The 16,058-nt window shown below is 66.5% G+C and carries 14 protein-coding genes; 8 read left to right on the top strand and 6 right to left on the bottom strand.

Annotation, left to right across the window (positions count from 1 at the left end):
- Nucleotides 1–108: 108 nt before the first annotated feature.
- Nucleotides 109–669, bottom strand: a complete 561-nt coding sequence (locus DV707_RS15385) for a hypothetical protein (RefSeq protein WP_103993264.1) — start codon at nt 667–669, stop codon at nt 109–111.
- Nucleotides 670–949: 280 nt separating this feature from the next.
- On the opposite strand from DV707_RS15385, the gene DV707_RS15390 reads away from it, so the two are divergent.
- The 4 genes from DV707_RS15390 to DV707_RS15405 all read left to right on the top strand — a co-directional run bounded on the left by DV707_RS15390 (nt 950) and on the right by DV707_RS15405 (nt 5,416).
- Nucleotides 950–1,891: a VOC family protein gene (locus DV707_RS15390; RefSeq protein ID WP_103993263.1), complete on the top strand. Its 942-nt coding sequence runs from the start codon at nt 950–952 to the stop codon at nt 1,889–1,891.
- A 337-nt stretch (nt 1,892–2,228) separates the two neighbouring features.
- Nucleotides 2,229–4,343, top strand: a complete 2,115-nt coding sequence (fdhF, locus tag DV707_RS15395; RefSeq protein ID WP_103993262.1) for a formate dehydrogenase subunit alpha — start codon at nt 2,229–2,231, stop codon at nt 4,341–4,343.
- A 70-nt stretch (nt 4,344–4,413) separates the two neighbouring features.
- Nucleotides 4,414–4,593 (top strand): hypothetical protein, encoded by a 180-nt coding sequence (locus DV707_RS15400; protein ID WP_103993261.1) that lies wholly within the window; start codon nt 4,414–4,416, stop codon nt 4,591–4,593.
- Between the two features lie 22 nt (nt 4,594–4,615).
- Nucleotides 4,616–5,416 carry a CBS domain-containing protein gene (locus tag DV707_RS15405; protein WP_103993260.1) on the top strand — a complete coding sequence of 267 codons (801 nt, stop codon included), beginning with the start codon at nt 4,616–4,618 and terminating at the stop codon, nt 5,414–5,416.
- An 84-nt stretch (nt 5,417–5,500) separates the two neighbouring features.
- Here the strand turns inward: DV707_RS15405 and DV707_RS15410 are convergent, their stop codons facing one another.
- The 3 genes from DV707_RS15410 to DV707_RS15420 form a co-directional block, all read right to left on the bottom strand.
- Nucleotides 5,501–7,336, bottom strand: a complete 1,836-nt coding sequence (locus tag DV707_RS15410; RefSeq protein ID WP_103993259.1) for an aldehyde ferredoxin oxidoreductase family protein — start codon at nt 7,334–7,336, stop codon at nt 5,501–5,503.
- Nucleotides 7,337–7,518: 182 nt separating this feature from the next.
- Nucleotides 7,519–7,899 (bottom strand): Rid family detoxifying hydrolase, encoded by a 381-nt coding sequence (locus DV707_RS15415; RefSeq protein WP_103993258.1) that lies wholly within the window; start codon nt 7,897–7,899, stop codon nt 7,519–7,521.
- A gap of 94 nt (nt 7,900–7,993) precedes the next feature.
- On the bottom strand, nt 7,994–8,404 hold the full coding sequence (locus DV707_RS15420) for a DMT family transporter (RefSeq protein ID WP_103993257.1): 411 nt from the start codon (nt 8,402–8,404) through the stop codon (nt 7,994–7,996).
- Between the two features lie 338 nt (nt 8,405–8,742).
- Between DV707_RS15420 and DV707_RS15425 the strand changes: the two genes are divergently transcribed.
- The gene (locus tag DV707_RS15425; protein WP_200820982.1) at nt 8,743–9,987 is read left to right on the top strand and encodes an NAD-binding protein; all 1,245 of its coding nucleotides are present in this window, start codon (nt 8,743–8,745) and stop codon (nt 9,985–9,987) included.
- 66 nt (nt 9,988–10,053) lie between these two features.
- Complete coding sequence (locus tag DV707_RS15430; protein WP_103993256.1) at nt 10,054–11,919, top strand: BCCT family transporter; 1,866 nt, start codon at nt 10,054–10,056, stop codon at nt 11,917–11,919.
- 102 nt (nt 11,920–12,021) lie between these two features.
- Here the strand turns inward: DV707_RS15430 and DV707_RS15435 are convergent, their stop codons facing one another.
- Together DV707_RS15435 and DV707_RS15440 are read right to left on the bottom strand one after the other, a co-directional pair.
- Nucleotides 12,022–12,615: an anthranilate synthase component II gene (locus DV707_RS15435; RefSeq protein ID WP_103993255.1), complete on the bottom strand. Its 594-nt coding sequence runs from the start codon at nt 12,613–12,615 to the stop codon at nt 12,022–12,024.
- Nucleotides 12,612–14,243, bottom strand: a complete 1,632-nt coding sequence (locus DV707_RS15440) for an anthranilate synthase component I family protein (RefSeq protein WP_103993254.1) — start codon at nt 14,241–14,243, stop codon at nt 12,612–12,614. The genes DV707_RS15435 and DV707_RS15440 overlap by 4 nt, the downstream gene beginning before the upstream one ends.
- Nucleotides 14,244–14,629: 386 nt before the next feature.
- Here DV707_RS15440 and DV707_RS15445 point away from each other — a divergent pair, with 386 nt between their 5' ends.
- Together DV707_RS15445 and DV707_RS18835 are read left to right on the top strand one after the other, a co-directional pair.
- A complete protein-coding gene (locus DV707_RS15445; protein WP_103993253.1) occupies nt 14,630–15,061 on the top strand; it encodes a VOC family protein in 432 nt (143 codons plus the stop codon).
- A 265-nt stretch (nt 15,062–15,326) separates the two neighbouring features.
- Nucleotides 15,327–15,494, top strand: a complete 168-nt coding sequence (locus DV707_RS18835) for a hypothetical protein (RefSeq protein WP_205742825.1) — start codon at nt 15,327–15,329, stop codon at nt 15,492–15,494.
- Nucleotides 15,495–16,058: the final 564 nt, after the last annotated feature.

Genomic DNA, 16,058 nt, shown 5'->3' on the forward strand with positions numbered 1-16,058 from the left:
CGCTGAACCGGCTTCGAGTCCGATAGCGGCTTATTTTTTGCGAGAATAGCGGGATCGAGAACGACCGGCAGTCCCGTCGCCGGCCTACGACTCCTCGGTCAGGTCGGCTTACGACTCCTCGGCCAGCACCCACAGCGCCCGGTAGAGGTCCCACAGCGAGCACTCACACCGCTCGGCGACCGCACGGTACGTGTCGAGATACCGCTCGTAGTCGGCCGCAGTCGGCGGCGACGGGTACGCCGAGTCGAGTTCGCCGTACTCGCGGAGGGTCGCCCACTGCCGTTCGTCGACGACGACGTACTCCTCGGGGTGGAGGAACTGGCAGAACGCCGAAGCGATCGGGACGTCGACGCCGGCGAGGTCCCTCAGGTGCGAGAGCTTCGCTTCGGGGGAGTCGGCGTCGACGGCCGCCTCGATGGCCGCGTGGACGTCCTCGTAGTCGTTGTCGTCGTAGGCGTCTTCCAGCGCCCGGCGCTCGGCGTTCGGCATCCCGCCGAGGAACCGGCGGCCGTACCACTGGACGATCCACTCGGGGTCCCGCCAGCCGTAGTCCCCGCTCGCGAGCATATCCGGCAGCATCTCCAAGTGCTCCTCCTCGGCGTGTGCGAGCGGCTGAATCTCCGGGTATTTTTTGGCCTTCTCCTCGACGAGATCCGCAGTGAGTTCCATACGGGCCGTTGCCGTGCCAGGACCCTCATACTGTCGGAGGCGACTCCCCGTCCCTCCCGGGGTTCGCGATCCGGACGCTCGTCGACCGAGCGGGCCGGCACCGCTGTCGGCGGCCGCGTTCGTCCGTCGCCGTCGCGCGCCGGAGGTCCACGCATTTTCTCGACGGCGGCTCTGAATGCGACACCGCCGTTTTTCGGTTCTCTCAAACGTCTTCGCGGGGAATCCCAGATTCTGAGAACCCACGGGTTCTTTACTATCGTTACTGAGGAACGTTCTGTCGATGTCACCGGAAGTCGCACGGCTGGGACACGTCGCACTGGAGACGCCGGATCTGGAGGAATCGCTAGCCTTCTTCGGCGACACGGTGGGCCTGGAGGTCGTCGAACGGAGCGGGGGGACGGCGTACCTCCGCGCCGTCGAGGAGTGGGATCACCACTCGCTCAGCCTGACCGAGGCCGACGAGTCCGGGATCGACCACGTCGGGTGGCAGACCGAGGAACCGGAGCACGTGGCGGCGTTCGCCGAGCAGTTCGAAGCGCAGGGAATGGACGTCACCTGGATCGAGGAGGGCGCGGAGGCGGGCCAGGGCGAGGCGATCCGCTTCGAGGTGCCGAACGGCCACCGCTTCGAGCTCTACGGCGAGATGGCGAAGCCCGACGCCCCCGAGGAACGGCGTTCGCGGCTGAAGAATCGCCAGTACGATCCCACCGACAACGATCCGATCGCCCCGAACCGCATCGACCACCTCCAGATCTGGGACCAGGACGCGAAGGAGTGCGCCGAGTGGATCCGGGAGGAACTGGGCTACCAGGTCCAGGAGTACTACGACCTCGAGGACGGGTCGCGCTGGGGGACGTTCCTGAGCGCCTGCGGCGTCAAGATCGACCTCGCGATCGTCCAGTCGGAGAACGACGACGACGACGCCGCGGTCCACCACGTCGCCTACGAGGTCGACTCGGCGAACGACCTCTTCGAGGCCCACAACGTGATGAACGAGAACCGGGTTCCGGTCGACGGGATCGGTCAACACGGCATCTCCCGCGGGGAGTTCATGTACGCCCGCGACCCCACCAGCGGGCACAGGATCGAGTTCAACACCGGGAGTTACCTCACGCTGGATCCCCACTGGGAGCCGGTCGCCTGGGAGGAAAACGACATCAGCGACGGCGACGACCACCAGTGGATCGGCGGTATCGACTCGCTGGAGCGCGTGAGGTACTGAAGGAGGCGTCGACGGGGCGCGCCGATCGGATCTCGGGTTGGGTCGGGTCGAAACCGGTGACGGACACGCACGTGTCCGTCCAGCCGGTGGAGCGCAAACGCTCCGGGCGGACGTCCCAGATCGTGGGCGTGATCTGATACGTTGTGGCGCCGGGGACGCGTCCTATCCGATCGTTCCCGTCCGCCTCGGAGATCACCTATTACACCGCCTCATCCGGACAAAACGGCCATACTGGGCTTTCGTCCGGGTATCTCGGTGCGAGTGTGTGAGAAAGATTCATACTCGTGGCCGGGCAGGAATACAAACGAGATGAATAATCACGCGGAGGGAGCACGTTATGTCGAGTGACGAACAAGACCCCGTGAAGACGATCTGTCCGTACTGCGGCGTCGGCTGCGGGATCCAGGTACAGCCCGGAGAGGACCCCGGCGATATGCGGTTTATGCCGTGGGGCGACGCGCCGGTGAACGACGGGCGCGTCTGCATCAAGGGCGGCGCGGCGACGCAGGTCGTCGACCACGAGGACCGGCTCACCGACCCGCTGATCAAGGAGGACGGCGAGTTCCGCGAGGCCTCCTGGGAGGAGGCCTACGAGCGGATCGTCTCCGAGATGGAGGAGATCCGCGAGGAGTTCGGCCCCGACGCGATGGGCTTCTTCGGCTCCTCGAAGACGATGAACGAGGAGAACTACCTCCTCCAGAAGCTCGCGCGCCGCTACGGCACGAACAACGTCGACAACTGCACGCGGATGTGCCACGCCTCGACGGTGTACGCGCTGCGGACGAGCCTCGGCGCGGGCGCGATGACCAACAGCATGGAGGACCTGATGAACGAGGCCGACGTGCTGTGGATCCAGGGCGCGAACCCCGCCGAGCAGCACCCCATCGCCAACAGCAACTACTTCCGACAGGCCGTCCTCGACGGCGCGACGGTCATCCAGGTCGACCCCCACGCCAACAAGACGACGACCTCCTTCGACATCGAGGAGACCGAACGTCACCAGCACCTCCAGCTGGAGCCGGGCACGGACATCCCGCTTCTCAACATCGTCCTGAAGACGGTGCTGGAGAACGACTGGGTCGACGAGGAGTTCGTCGAAGAGCGCACCGAGGGCATCGAGGACCTCCGCGAGACGCTGGAGGACTTCGACAAGGAGGCCGCCGCCGAGGAGTGCGGCGTCCCGCTCGAGGACATCGAACTCGCCGCCGAGAAGTACGCGACGGCCGACAACGCCGCCATCTTCACCGGGATGGGGATGAGCCAGCACACCTGCGGCGTCGACAACGTCCAGAACGAGATCAACCTCGCGCTGGCCACCGGTAACCTCGGTCGCCCCGGCACGGGCGTCAACCCGCTCCGCGGACAGAACAACGTCCAGGGGACCTCCGACGTCGGCGCGATGCCGAACGTCCTGCCCGGCTACCAGCTCGTCGACGACGACGAGGCTCGCGAGAGCGTCGAGGACGTCTGGGGGTTCGAGATCCCCGACGAGCCCGGCCTGACGAACGTCGAGATCACCCAGAGCATCGGCGAGCAGATCCAGGGGATGTACGTGATGGGCGAGAACCCCGTCATGTCCGAACCCAACGCCAACCACGTCTCCGACCTCCTCGACGAGCTCGGCTTCCTGGTGGTCCAGGACATCTTCATGACCGAGACCGCCGAGTACGCCGACGTCGTGCTGCCGGCGACGACGTGGGCCGAGCGCGGCGGCACCGTCACCAACACCGACCGCCGCGTCCAGCGGATGCGCGGCGTCCAGAAGGTCCACGAGAACACCAAGCACGACCTCGACATCCTGTGTGAGGTCGGAACGCGACTGTTCGGCGAGGGCTTCGACTTCGACACGCCCGAGGAAGTGTTCGAGGAGCTCCGCCAGGTCTGCCCGAGCTACCACGGGATGACCTACGACGCGCTCGGCGAGGAGGGCATCCACTGGCCCTGCTACGAACCGGGCGACGAGGGCGATCAGTACCTCTATGAGGACGGCTTCGACACCGAGAGCGGCCTCGGGCAGATCGAGGGCGTCACCCACCAGCCGCCGAAGGAGGTGCCCGACGAGGAGTACCCGCTCATCCTCACGACCGCGCGGCTCGAAGAGCACTACAACACCGGGACGATGAGCCGACGCTCGCCGCGGCTCAACAAGCAGTACCCCGAGAACTTCGTCGACGTCCACCCGAACGACGCCGAGCGCTACGGCATCGAGGACGGCGAGAAGATCACGCTGAAGTCCCGCCGCGGCGAGATCGAGGTCGAAGCGCACGTCACCGAGGACATCAAGGAGGGCGTCGTCTGGACGACGCCGCACTTCGCTGCGGCCTCGGCGAACCGGCTGACGAACGACGTCCTCGACGAGCGAGCGAACATCCCCGAGTACAAGGCCGCCGCCGCGGAGATCGAAGTCGGCGTCGAGCCCTCGGAGACGAGCGACGCGCCGGCCGACGACTGATCGCGGAAGTAGCGACCCCCGCCGACCCGCGCGGACGACACCGTTTCGTGTTTCGGCGTCGGACCGGCACGTGAGAATCGAGACCGCGGTCGACGTCGACGTCGCAATCGACGTCCACGCGAACTGCATAGTCGCCGACGCCTACAGCGTGGACGTCCACCCCCACAGCGAGGTCGTCGATGCCTACAGCGGGTCGGTATCGCCGTTCGCTTTTCGCACACGAGGAGAGACAGATGCCACCACAGCGTGATTCGGATCCCGATGGATCGCTTTTGGAGTTCGACGAGGTCACCGTCGAGGAGTACATGACGACGGACGTCGACACCGTCGCGCCCGACGCCTGGGTGACCGACGTGGTCGACCGCCTGAAGGAGGGATCGCAGTACAGCGGCTTCCCGGTCGTCGACGACGACCGGACCCTGCTCGGGTACGTCGGTGCGATCGACCTCCTGGAGCGGCCCGGCGACGAGTCGGTGGCGACCGTGATGAGCCGCGACCCGGTCGTGGTGAGACCCGAGATGACGGTGAAGAACGCGGCGCGCGTGATCCTCCGGACCGGCCATCAGTTCCTCCCGGTCGTCGACGGCGAGCGGACACTGCTCGGGACGTTCTCGAACGGGGACGCGGTCAGAAGCGGGATCGAGCGGACGACGCCGACGAAGGTCCAGAGCACCAGAGAGATGCTCGAACGGAGCCACGACGCCACCGTCGACGTGTCCGAGCGCGGGGTGTCGGTCGACGCGCTCGTCCCGACTCAGCGGGAGGTGTACGCCGACGAACTCGAGGGGCGGAAGTACGAACTCCAGCACGAACTCGCGGAGCCGTTGATCGTCGTCTCCTCCGGGTCCGAACGGTTCCTCGTCGACGGCCACCACCGCGCGATGGCCGCCCGGCAGCTGGGCATCGAACGAACGCTCGCGTACGTCCTCACGGTTCCGGAGGGCGACGTCGGCGAACTCGGATTCCGGAAGGTGGCGCGAGTGGCGGGCCTGGAGTCGCTGGCCGACATCGACGTCAACGACTACCTCCAGCACCCGCTCATCGAGAAGACCGATCCGACCCAGGAGGGTTGATCCGCCCGATCGCGCGAGCCTCCGCGCGCCCGGGTGAACCGGGAGTGATCAGTCGCGGCGACGCTCGCGTGGACCGGACGGAAGTCAGTCGCTACGGCGCGCGATCGAGTCGCGCCCGGCGACCGGGGTGTCGTCGTCGACGACGTCGAGGAGGTCCAATCGGTCGAGGAGGTCGCGGGTCGGAATCCCCTCCTCGTTCCACCCGCGGGCCGCGTAGTAGCGGCGGCGAAGGCCGTCGAACCAGTCGGTGTCGATGGCGTCGCCGGAGGCGGGGCCGCCCGCGAGCGGTCGCTCGAACACAGAGGGGAGCGTCTCGTCGGACGCGTCGAAGCCCTCGCGGACGTTGAACAGTCGGGTCAGCGTCCAGGTGCGTTCGCCGACGCGGAGCAGCTCGGCCGGGTCCGTCGGTGCGGTGGCGTCGACCGTCGACAGCCACTCGGCCCCGAGGTCGTCCTCCAGCACCGCGCCCGCGAAGTCGTCGGCGATCAGGCTCCAGAGGACGGAGGTGATCGTCTGCTCGCGGATCACGAGGCGGACGCGGTCGGTGTCGTCCCAGGAGTCGCCCTCGAACACCTCCGTCTCTGCCGGGAGCGAACGCCGGTGACACGCCCCGCGGTCGCTCGTCGCGTACGCCAGCGCCATCGTCGGCGACCCCCGCGGGTCGTAGGCCGGGAGTTCCATCGACTTGATCGTCGGCACGAGGTCGGCCCCGCCGAGTCGCTCGGCGGCGGCCTCGACCCCGTCTGCGAGGGCGTCCGGGACGCCGTCCTCCCGGTGGGCGATCGCGTCGATGAGCCCCCGTGCGGCCTCCTCGTCGCCGAAGTCGGGGGTCGACCCGAGTGCGTCGGGGGCGTCGGGGACGTCGACGATGCCGGCCTCGACGGCGCGGACGGTCCAGGCGACGGCGTTACCGGCGCTGATGACGTCGATCCCGAGCCGGTCGCAGTCCTGACCGAGGGCGGCGACCGCGTCGAAGTCGTCGATGCCGAGGCCCGCGCCGAGCGACATCGGCGTTGCCCCGCGCGGCACCGACTCGCCGGCCTCGGTTTCGACGCGGAACCCGCCGGGAATCTCGGAGTCGCCGTCGGCCTCCCGCGCGACTGCCGCCTCTCGAACCGCGTCGATACCGATGTCCGCCGCGCCGTCGAAGGAGCCCTCCTGCCAGCCGCGGGTCGAGAGGACGCCCACCTCGTCGGCGAAGTCGACGGTCTCGAGCGTCGCGCTCGCGGCGTGCCAGCGGCCGACGTCGTGTTCGCGGTACCGGCGCTCGTACTCGTCGCGGAGCGCCGCGACCTCCCGGGACGGTTCGGGTTGCGATCCGCGGGCGACGACCGCCTTCAGCCGTTTCGCCCCCATCACCGCGCCCGCACCGCCGCGGCCGGCGTGGTGGTCGCCGCCGTCGGACGCGATGGTCGCATAACGCACCCGGTTCTCGCCCGCGGGACCGGCACACGCGACGGCGCCCTCGAAGGCGTCACACGTCTCGACGACGTCCCGACCCCAGAGGTCGTCCGCGGGAGAGAGCGTCGCTGTCCCGTCGGCGATTTCGAGGACGGTGGGTTCGTCGGCCTGGCCCGTGATCGCCACGCCGAGCGCGCCGCCGAGCGCGCCGACGAGGGAGGAGGCGAACTCGCCGCCGCTGTAGGAGTCGAGGAACGTGCCCGTCAGCGGCGAGCGGGTGATCGCCGCGAACTGGGGTTCACCCGGGAGCAGGCCGCTGAGCGGGCCCAACGTGAACAGGAGGTAGTTGGCCGGACCGAGCGGATCCGTCCCCGGTTCGAGGCGGTCGTACAGGTACCGTGCCCCGAGTCCTTTGCCCCCGACGTACTCGGCGAGCCACCGGTCGGGAAGCCGCTCGCGTTCGACGGAGCCGGCGCTCAGATCGACGTGAAGCAGGTCCGTGGGGGCCCCGTCGGTCATACGAATCAAGGTAGCGTCCCGAGAATCATTAAGGGTTTGTTCCGCAACGATACCGGCCCTATCGGACGGAATCTCGATTCGCCCGGTTTCCTCGGGCGAGGTGTCGAAGCGGGTTTGGAACGTCTGTTAAGCGGATTTGGAACGTCTGTCGAAGCGGCGTCCGGAACGAGTGTCGAACCGGACTACTCGGTCGTCGCGATGGCTTCGATCTCGACGGCGGCGCCCTTCGGGACAGCTCCGGCCCCGACGGCGCTCCGGGCGGGCGGTTCCTCCTCGAAGAACTCGCTGTAGGCCTCGTTGAACTCGTCGAAGTCGTCGATGTCGTCGAGGAAGACCGTCGTCTTCAGGACGTCAGACAGCGAGAGGCCCTCGGATTCGAGGATCGCCTCGACGTTCCGGAGACACTGTCGCGTCTGATCGGCGACGGACTCGTCGTCGAGGAGTTCGCCGTCGGTCGTCAGCGGGAGCTGGCCCGCCGTGATCAGGAGGCTGCCGTTCGTCGTCGCCTGGCTGTACGCGCCGACCGCCGCGGGTGCGTCGTCGGTGCTGATGGTTCGCTTCATACGGCAGTGGATACTTCGGTGGGCGTCTTAAAAGTCGGTAGCTCGGAGTCGCCGACTCAACGTGTCCGCGTGTCGAGTGGTTGTGTCGCGTCGGTCACTGGTTGATGATGACGATGGCGACGAGCGCCAGGCCGATCCCCGCGGCCTTCTGGATCGAGAGCGGTTCGCCGAGCGCGGCGACGCTGATTACGGCCGCCGTCACGAAGTACATCCCGCCGATGGTCGAGACGATCGCCGTAGAGCCGACGGTGACGCCGACGAACGTCGAGACGACGCCGATGGCGGCCGCGACGCCGGCGACGGCCGAGTAGAGCAGTCCCCGGTTCGTTACCGCGAGAGAGGCGTCGGAGACGACGACGTAGAGCCCGGTCACGACCGTCGCGGTCAGGTAGGAGACGAACGCCGCCGTTTCCGGATCGATGCTGTTCGAGGCCACGTTCCCGAACGTGATCCAAAAGCCCCACGCGAGCATCGTCCCGAGGCCGAAGAGGATCGCCGGGTTCATCGGCGAACACCCGATCTCACCGTATCTCCACGAGAGCGGCGCGGATTCGAGAGGTCGCTCCGGAATCGACCCGCGTCTCCGGTTACGTTCCGCGAGCGTTCGGCAGCGGTGTGCGATCGGACGACACCTATCTGCGGGTTTCCGGTAGTCGGACTCGACCGTCCCGATGTACTCCGGAGTCGTTCGGTGGTGGTGTGTGAGGGCAACGAGTCGTTCGTGGTGCGATGCACGGCCATATTCGACGCTAGAACGAGCCGGGTGTTGAGACTGCCGGCGTTACTCAAAGGGACAACTATCCAACAGTACAGTTTTTATCTCGGCCGCGGTTACCTTCGGTAGTGGTTGACTCACAGGGGCAGTCGGAGGAGCGGCCGTTCGAGGAGGTCTTCTATCCGACGGACCGCGTCCCGTTCGTCGAGTGGCGGGAGTTCTCCGGCGCGAAGTCGACCGTCGCGGTGATGGCCGCGATCACCGTCCTCGCGTTCGTGACCGGGCTCTCGAACCTGAGCCAACCGCAGCCGGTCGTCGAAGGTCCGCTCGCGGCGGTTCTCCCGCTCTCGCGGACGTTCGTACGGTTCGCGGGCGTGCTGTTCGCGTTTCCCCTCGGACTCGTGACCGTCGGACTGCAACGTCGAAAGCGGATCGCCTGGCTGGCCGCGGTGGGGTCGCTCCCCGGACTGGCGCTCCTCCCGCTGACCACGGGCCGGACGACCGAGATCCCGCTGCTCCTGCTCGTCTTCGCGGCCGTTCCCCTTCTCGTGGCGAACCGGGACGCGTTCAGTCAGACGCTCGACCTGTCCTCGCTGCAGATCGCGGCGCTGACGTCGATCCTCGGGGTCGGCCTGTACGGAACGGTAGGGGCCTACGGCCTCAGAGACCAGTTCCTGGAACTCGACGGGTGGGGCGACGCGTTCTACTACGTGATCGTCACCATCGCGACGGTCGGCTACGGCGACATCACCCCGGTGACGGTCGAGGCGAAACTGTTCTCGCTGTCGGTGATCCTCCTGGGGACCGGTGCGTTCACCGTCGCCGTGGGCGCGCTGATCGGCCCGGCGATCGAATCGCGGATGGCGGCGGCGTTCGGAACCATGACTGCATCAGAACTCTCGCTCCTCGAGGACCACGTGGTGGTCCTCGGGTACGGCGACGTGACCGAATCGTTCCTCGAACGGATCGACGAGGAGACAGACCTCGTGGTGGTGACCGAGAACGCGGACGCGGCCTCCCGGTTGTCCGGCGAAGGGGTCGAGGTACTGACCGACGACCCCACGGACGAGTCGGCGCTGCGAGACGCCCGGGTGAACGTCGCCAGCGGCGTCGCGGTCGCCGGCGACGACGACGCGGAGAACGTCCTCGCCGTCCTCGCCGCTCGAAACGTGAACCCCGACGTCCGGATCGTCGCCGTCGCCAACGAGGAGACCCACGTCGAGAAACTGGACGCGGTCGGTGCGGACGAGATCATCGACCTGCGCGCCATCGGCGGGCGTCTGCTCGGGGAGTCCGTGCTCGGGGAGAACGAGACCGGTTCCGGGCGCCGTCGGTCCGAGAACGACGGCGGAGCGGACCCCTCGACCGAATGAACCCGGGGAGGGCGGCGGAGCGGCGTCGTCAACAGAGTAATACCGTCCCGTGCTAACAGGTATCGTATGAGCGAGAGCGGAGAATCCGAACCGGGGCAGACGCTCTCGGACGCGCTCCTCGTGGCGTTCGTCGGATCGGGGGCCGTCGTGCTCGTCGGGTTCTTCTTCCCGTCGTTCGTCGGCGACGCCCTCGGCGGGCGGGCGTGGCTCGGCCTCTCACTGCTGTTTTTCGGCTCCGGCCTGGGCTACCTCGCGGCGCTTCCGTACGAGGGCGTCGACGCCGAGAAGACGTACGCGGCGACGCTGCTCCGCGTTCGCCGTGGTTCGCTGCGGACGCACCTGTGGAACCTCGTCTCGCATCAGAATCCGATCACGCTGGGACTACCGGTACTCGTGTTCGCGGTCTACTTTCTTCTGCACCTCCTCTTTCCCGCGACCACGACGGGGTCGATCAACCGCCTCAGCGGCGGCGTGTTGCGCGGGATGGGGCCGTTTCTGCTCGGAACGGTGTTGCTGGCCGTCGTCTACTGCGCAGTGTTGCTCCTGAGTTCCTGGGGCGACGTCAAACTCGGCGGCGACGACGTCGAGCCCACCTACACCTACCCGACGTACTTCTCGCTCGTCTTCACCGCCGGCATCGCCGCCGGCATCGTGTTCTGGGGACCCGCAGAGGCGCTCTTTCACTACCGGCAACCGCCGCCGTACTTCGACGTCCCGGCCCGATCGGACGCGGCGGTCGGTGCGGCACTCGTGTACGCGCTCTTTCACTGGGGGCTCTCGGCGTGGAGCGCCTACGCCGTCCTCGGGGTCCCCATCGCGTACTTCGTCTTCGAACGGAGAGCACCGCTCCGCGTTTCCTCGATCCTGACCCCGTTCTTGGGCGCCGACGGACTGGACTCCCCGTGGAGCCGACTCGTCGACACGCTGGCCGTCTTCGCGACCATCGGCGGCGTCGCGACGTCGATAGCGCTCGTCTCACAGCAGTTCCTGACCGGCGTGGAGTTTCAGTGGGGCGTGCCGCCGGGCGATACCGGGCCCGTCCTCTTCGTGGGCGGACTGACGGCCGTATTCGTCCTCTCGGCGGTGTCGGGCTTACACCGGGGGATCCGCCGGATCGCGGGGCTCAACGTCGTCCTGTTCGCGCTGTTCGGGGTCCTGCTCTTGGCCGTCGGTCCGCGGCAGTTCGTCGTGGAACGAGGGCCAGACGCCGTCGGGGCGTACCTCGTACACTTCGTCCCGATGAGCCTCTTCTCGTCGGGATCGTGGGTGACCGAGTGGACCGTCTGGAACTGGGCGTGGTGGTTCTCGTGGGCACCGTTCGCCGGCCTCTTCCTCGCGGCGCTCTCGCGCGGGCGTCGGATCAGGACGGTCGTGCTGACGAGCGTCGGGGCGACCTCCGCCGCGACGGGCGTCTGGTTCCTCGTATTCGGCGGGACCTCCCTCTCGATCCAGCGGTCCGGTGCCGCGGACGTCCTGGCCTCGATCGAGGCCCGCGGCGGTAGCGAAGCCGTCGCCGGGTTTCCGATCCTGTCGGCGCTCCCGCTTGGTGATCTCCTGTTGTTCCTCTTTCTGGCGCTCATCGTCGTGTTTATCGTCACCTCGGCAGACACGTCCACGCTGATCGCGGCGATCCTCGCCTCCCGGCGCGGTATCGCCCCCTCTCGCGGGACGATCGCGCTCTGGGGGGCCGTGCAGGCGAGCGTCGCGCTGGCGGTGATCCTCGTCGGGGGCGGCGAGACCCTGCAGGCGCTCGCGGTGCTCACCGGTGCGCCGTTCGCCGTGCTGGCCCTCGTCGCGATGGTCGGCCTCTCGCTGGCGCTCTATCGCGAGGAACGCGGGCGGGGGCACACGTCGCTCGTCCGTCTCGTGCTCGATCGACTGCCCGATATCCAGACCCACCACGACGTCGAACCGCCGGATCGGGAGAAGTAGCGGACGTTCGGGCGGTGACGGTGAAGGGAGTCAATGCCGTTGTCGCGCCTCAGCAACGCGGATCGATTGATCCGGCGGTTCGACGTCGCGCCTGTCGGAGACTCACGCGTCCGCAGCGGGCGCTTCCGAATCCGCGATCGATCGGCAGAAGTTCTCGACGATCCGCTTGCCGGCGTCGGTGAGGATGCTCTCGGGGTGGAACTGGACGCCGTAGTGGGGCTTCTCGACGTGTTCGACGCCCATCACGACGCCCTGCTCGTCGTCGGTCACGGCCGTCTCGACGAGCACGTCCGGGATGTGCCCCGGTTCGACCGCCAGCGAGTGGTACCGGCCGACCTCGAAGGGGTTCTCGACGCCGTCGTACAGTCGGCTGCCGTCGTGTCGGACGACGGAGGGCTTCCCGTGGACGACCTCCGGAGCGTGACCCACGGGCGCGCCGTGGGCGGCGCAAAGCGCCTGGTGCCCGAGACAGACCCCGAGAGCGGGGAGGTCGGTCTCGGCGAAGATGTCCATCGAGACACCGGCGTCCTGGGGGGTTCCCGGTCCGGGCGAGACCACGATGCCGTCGGGGTCGAGATCGCGGACGTCGTCGACGTCGACCGCGTCGTTCCGTCGAACGATCACGTCGTCGAACTCGCCGACGTACTGGACGAGGTTGTACGCGAAGGAGTCGTAGTTGTCGACGATGAGGATCAAGGCTGGTCCTCCGCTTCGACGGCCCGTGGGTCCTCCTGAGCGCCGTCGGGACCCACCTCGGTCCCGGTTTCGACCGCGAACGACGCCCGTTCGCCGAGCGCCTCGTCGACCGCGTTGATGAGTGCACGGGCCTTATCGAGCGTCTCCTGGTACTCCTCGGACGGGACCGAGTCGTGGACGATACCGGCACCGACGCGGAGTCGGTACTCGTCGCCGCGGCGGACCAGCGTCCGGATGACGATGTTGAGCGTCGCCCGGTCGTCGAAGCCGAAGATCCCGATACTCCCCGTGTACGGGCCCCGTCGCGTCCGCTCGACTTCGTCGATGATTTCCATCGTGCGCGGCTTCGGCGCGCCGGTGATCGTCCCGCCCGGGAACACGGCGGCGACCGCGTCGGCGACCGTCGTCCCCGCGCGTCGAGTCCCCTCGACGAGCGAGACCAGGTGCATCACCTCCGAGTAGCGGTCGACGCGACGGTACTCCGAGACGTCGACCGTCCCGTACTCGCTGACTTTCCCCAGATCGTTGCGTTCGAGGTCCACGAGCATCGCGTGTTCGGCACGTTCCTTCTCGTCTGCGAGCAGGTCCGCCTCGAGTTCTGCGTCGGCCTCGGGCGTGTCGCCGCGCGGGCGCGTCCCCGCGATGGGTTCGGTGAGCAGGCGGTCGCCGTCGACCTCCAAGAGCAGTTCCGGGCTCGCGCTCACCAGGTCGATGCCCGGGAACTCCAAGAGTCCGGAGTACGGCGCGGGGTTGACGCGTCGAACCGCGTCGAACGCCTGGATCGGGTGGACGGCCGCCGGGGCGACGAGTCTGTGAGAGACGTTCGTCTGGAAGGTGTCGCCGTCTCGGATGTACCGCTTGATCGTTCGAACGCGCTCGGCGAACTCGTCTTCGCCACACTCGCTCTCGAACGTGGCCCGGTCGGCGTCGACCGCTGGGGACGGCGTCGAGACCGGACCGGAAGCGGCGGATTCCGCCAGCGACGTTGCGCGGTCGAGGGCCGTGCGGTAGGTTTCTTCGGGAGACTCGTCCACGACTGGGCAGACCGTAATGCGGAGTTCGATTCCGTCGGATTTCGGAGTACGACCGTCGGTTCCGGAAGTGGGCTCGTTCCGTGCCGCTCGGGGTTCCTGCCACGCGACCACGGCGTCGAACACGCCGAGTTGGAGCTGGGGGAGACCGTCGTTCTCCGTCGTATCGGGGAGCGATTCGAGTTCGCGCGCGACGTCGTAGGAGAGCCACCCGAACGCGCCGCAGGGGTACGGAACGTCGCAGTCGCCGCGGACGAGGCGCTCGCGGTCGAGCAACGAGTCGATGGCCTCCAGCGTCGGTGTGGCACTCTCGGATCTCCCTGCCGACGCGTCTCCCGCGGATACGTCCGGATCTACTGCCGAATTCGGAACAGATACGTGTTCGACCGGGTCGACGGCGAAGTACCCCCAGCCGGACTGCCCGCCTGTCGTTTCGAGATACACGCCGTCTTCGTCTTCCGTTCGTACGCGTCGATACGCCTCGAAAGGGTCCTGAACGACGGTTCTAACCTCGACGGGGATTCGTACCCCCACCGGTTCCGACGCCGCAGTCTCAACGAATTCGTCTCGCTGGGTTATGACCGTTATTTCGCTCATCTGATACGATTTGCTCCCGCCGAAACCACTCTGTGGCTCAGCGCTATCGATCGCATCTGGGTCGGGAGCGGGCAAAAACCTTGCGCGAAGTGGGGAATGCTGCCGCTTCGAGGGGGGACAGCTTTACTCCAATTACAGATCTTCGGTGACGGTCGGAGACGACACGAGGTGAGTAATACTATTTGTGATAGTCGTGTGATAATACGGGTGAGTGTATATGAAATCTGTGTGACGATACTGGATCCACCGATCGTGATCGGGGATTTCTCCGCCCGGTCGAAAGCGGCCGTATGCCGAGCGAGTGCGGCCGTGTGACTGAACGAGTGGAGGTACTCGTGGCTCGTGGGTTCGATGGCTCTTTGAGAACGCCACGTCCACCACAGGACGTGTCCGAGTTTACAGCCCACCACGTCGGCATAACGGTCTCTGATCTCGATCGAACCGTTTCGTTCTACCGCGACAAACTGGGACTGGATCTCCTGACTCGGTTCGAGGTAGGCGGTGAGGCGTTCTCGACCGGAGTTGACCTTCCGGAGGCGCACGCTGAATTCGCCCATCTCGACGCCGGGGGAACACGCCTCGAATTGGTCACGTACGATTCGACATCACGGTCGGCATCGGAGGTCGGATCGGAATCACGACTCGACACGCCGGGGACGACACACGTCGGTCTCGCCGTCGAGGACGTCGAAGACTGCCACGCCGAGCTCCCCGACGACGTCGAAACGCTGAGCGAACCACAGACGACCGAGAGCGGCACGACGATATTTTTCGTACGTGATCCCGAAGGGAATCTGGTCGAGGTGCTTTCACCCTGATCGTGGGTGAGGTGCTTTCCTGATCGGGTTGCTTGCGTCGGACTCCGGTCCAACGCCCGTTTTTCGCCGTGGAGACCGATCTGTGGCGTCCGGTCCGCGAAAGCGAGAGAGACATCGTTCACAAAAGAACACAATATAATTCGAGATGTCACCCGTTACCTGAACTGATTTCAGGATATAGGCAGTAGCTAGAAGGATAGAATAAAAATACCAGGACGAGTACTAACAAACCCTCATACGACCCCCTCTCGTATACGTAACTACGATGGCTACAGTCGACAACCGCAAACTCAACCGCACTGAATCCAAAGAGACCGATTTCTATCTTCCCGCCGCGTCCATTTCTGCGACTCTCGACCGGATCGGGTCGATCGTCGGGCGGACCGTCGGAAGACACGGACGCGTGCTGATCCCCGACACGTACAACAAATAAGCGCACCCGTCGAACGGGCGCATCGAGGACGCCGATCTCGGGATCACTGTTTTCGTCGGCGGGACTTTCGTTCTTCGTCGAAGTTCGTCGAAATAGCTGCGAGAGTATGCGACGAGAGGTCCACGGATGTACCGATGACCCCTCCCCCTCCACTATGTCCGCTGTTCTAGGGTCCACGGTGTCACACCCGGGATACGTCGTGGTTGCGCGGATACGTCGTGGCCGGAACCACCGATTCGATCAGTCCGAAATTGTGGCGGCTCACCTCGATCGCGAGTTACGACCTCGGAAGGAACTCGCACTCCGTCGGACGCGACTCCCACACCACCTCGTCCGCTGTTCACACACAAACCGTCGAATACGGCCTCTGTAGCCGCTCTCCCACTAGCGGTTCCGTGAAGTCGGATCTGTATCACTCCACGATGTCCGCTGTTACCGTCCTCGTCGGCAAGTCACTATTCGAATAATACTAGCGACGAGAGGACAGTACTAGCGATGGGAGAGCAGTTCCCCCTCCCCCCCTCCACTATGTCCGCAGTTCCTGGGGAGAACGGAGGGCCTCAT

This window comes from Halobellus limi, assembly GCF_004799685.1.
GTDB lineage: Archaea > Halobacteriota > Halobacteria > Halobacteriales > Haloferacaceae > Haloquadratum > Haloquadratum limi.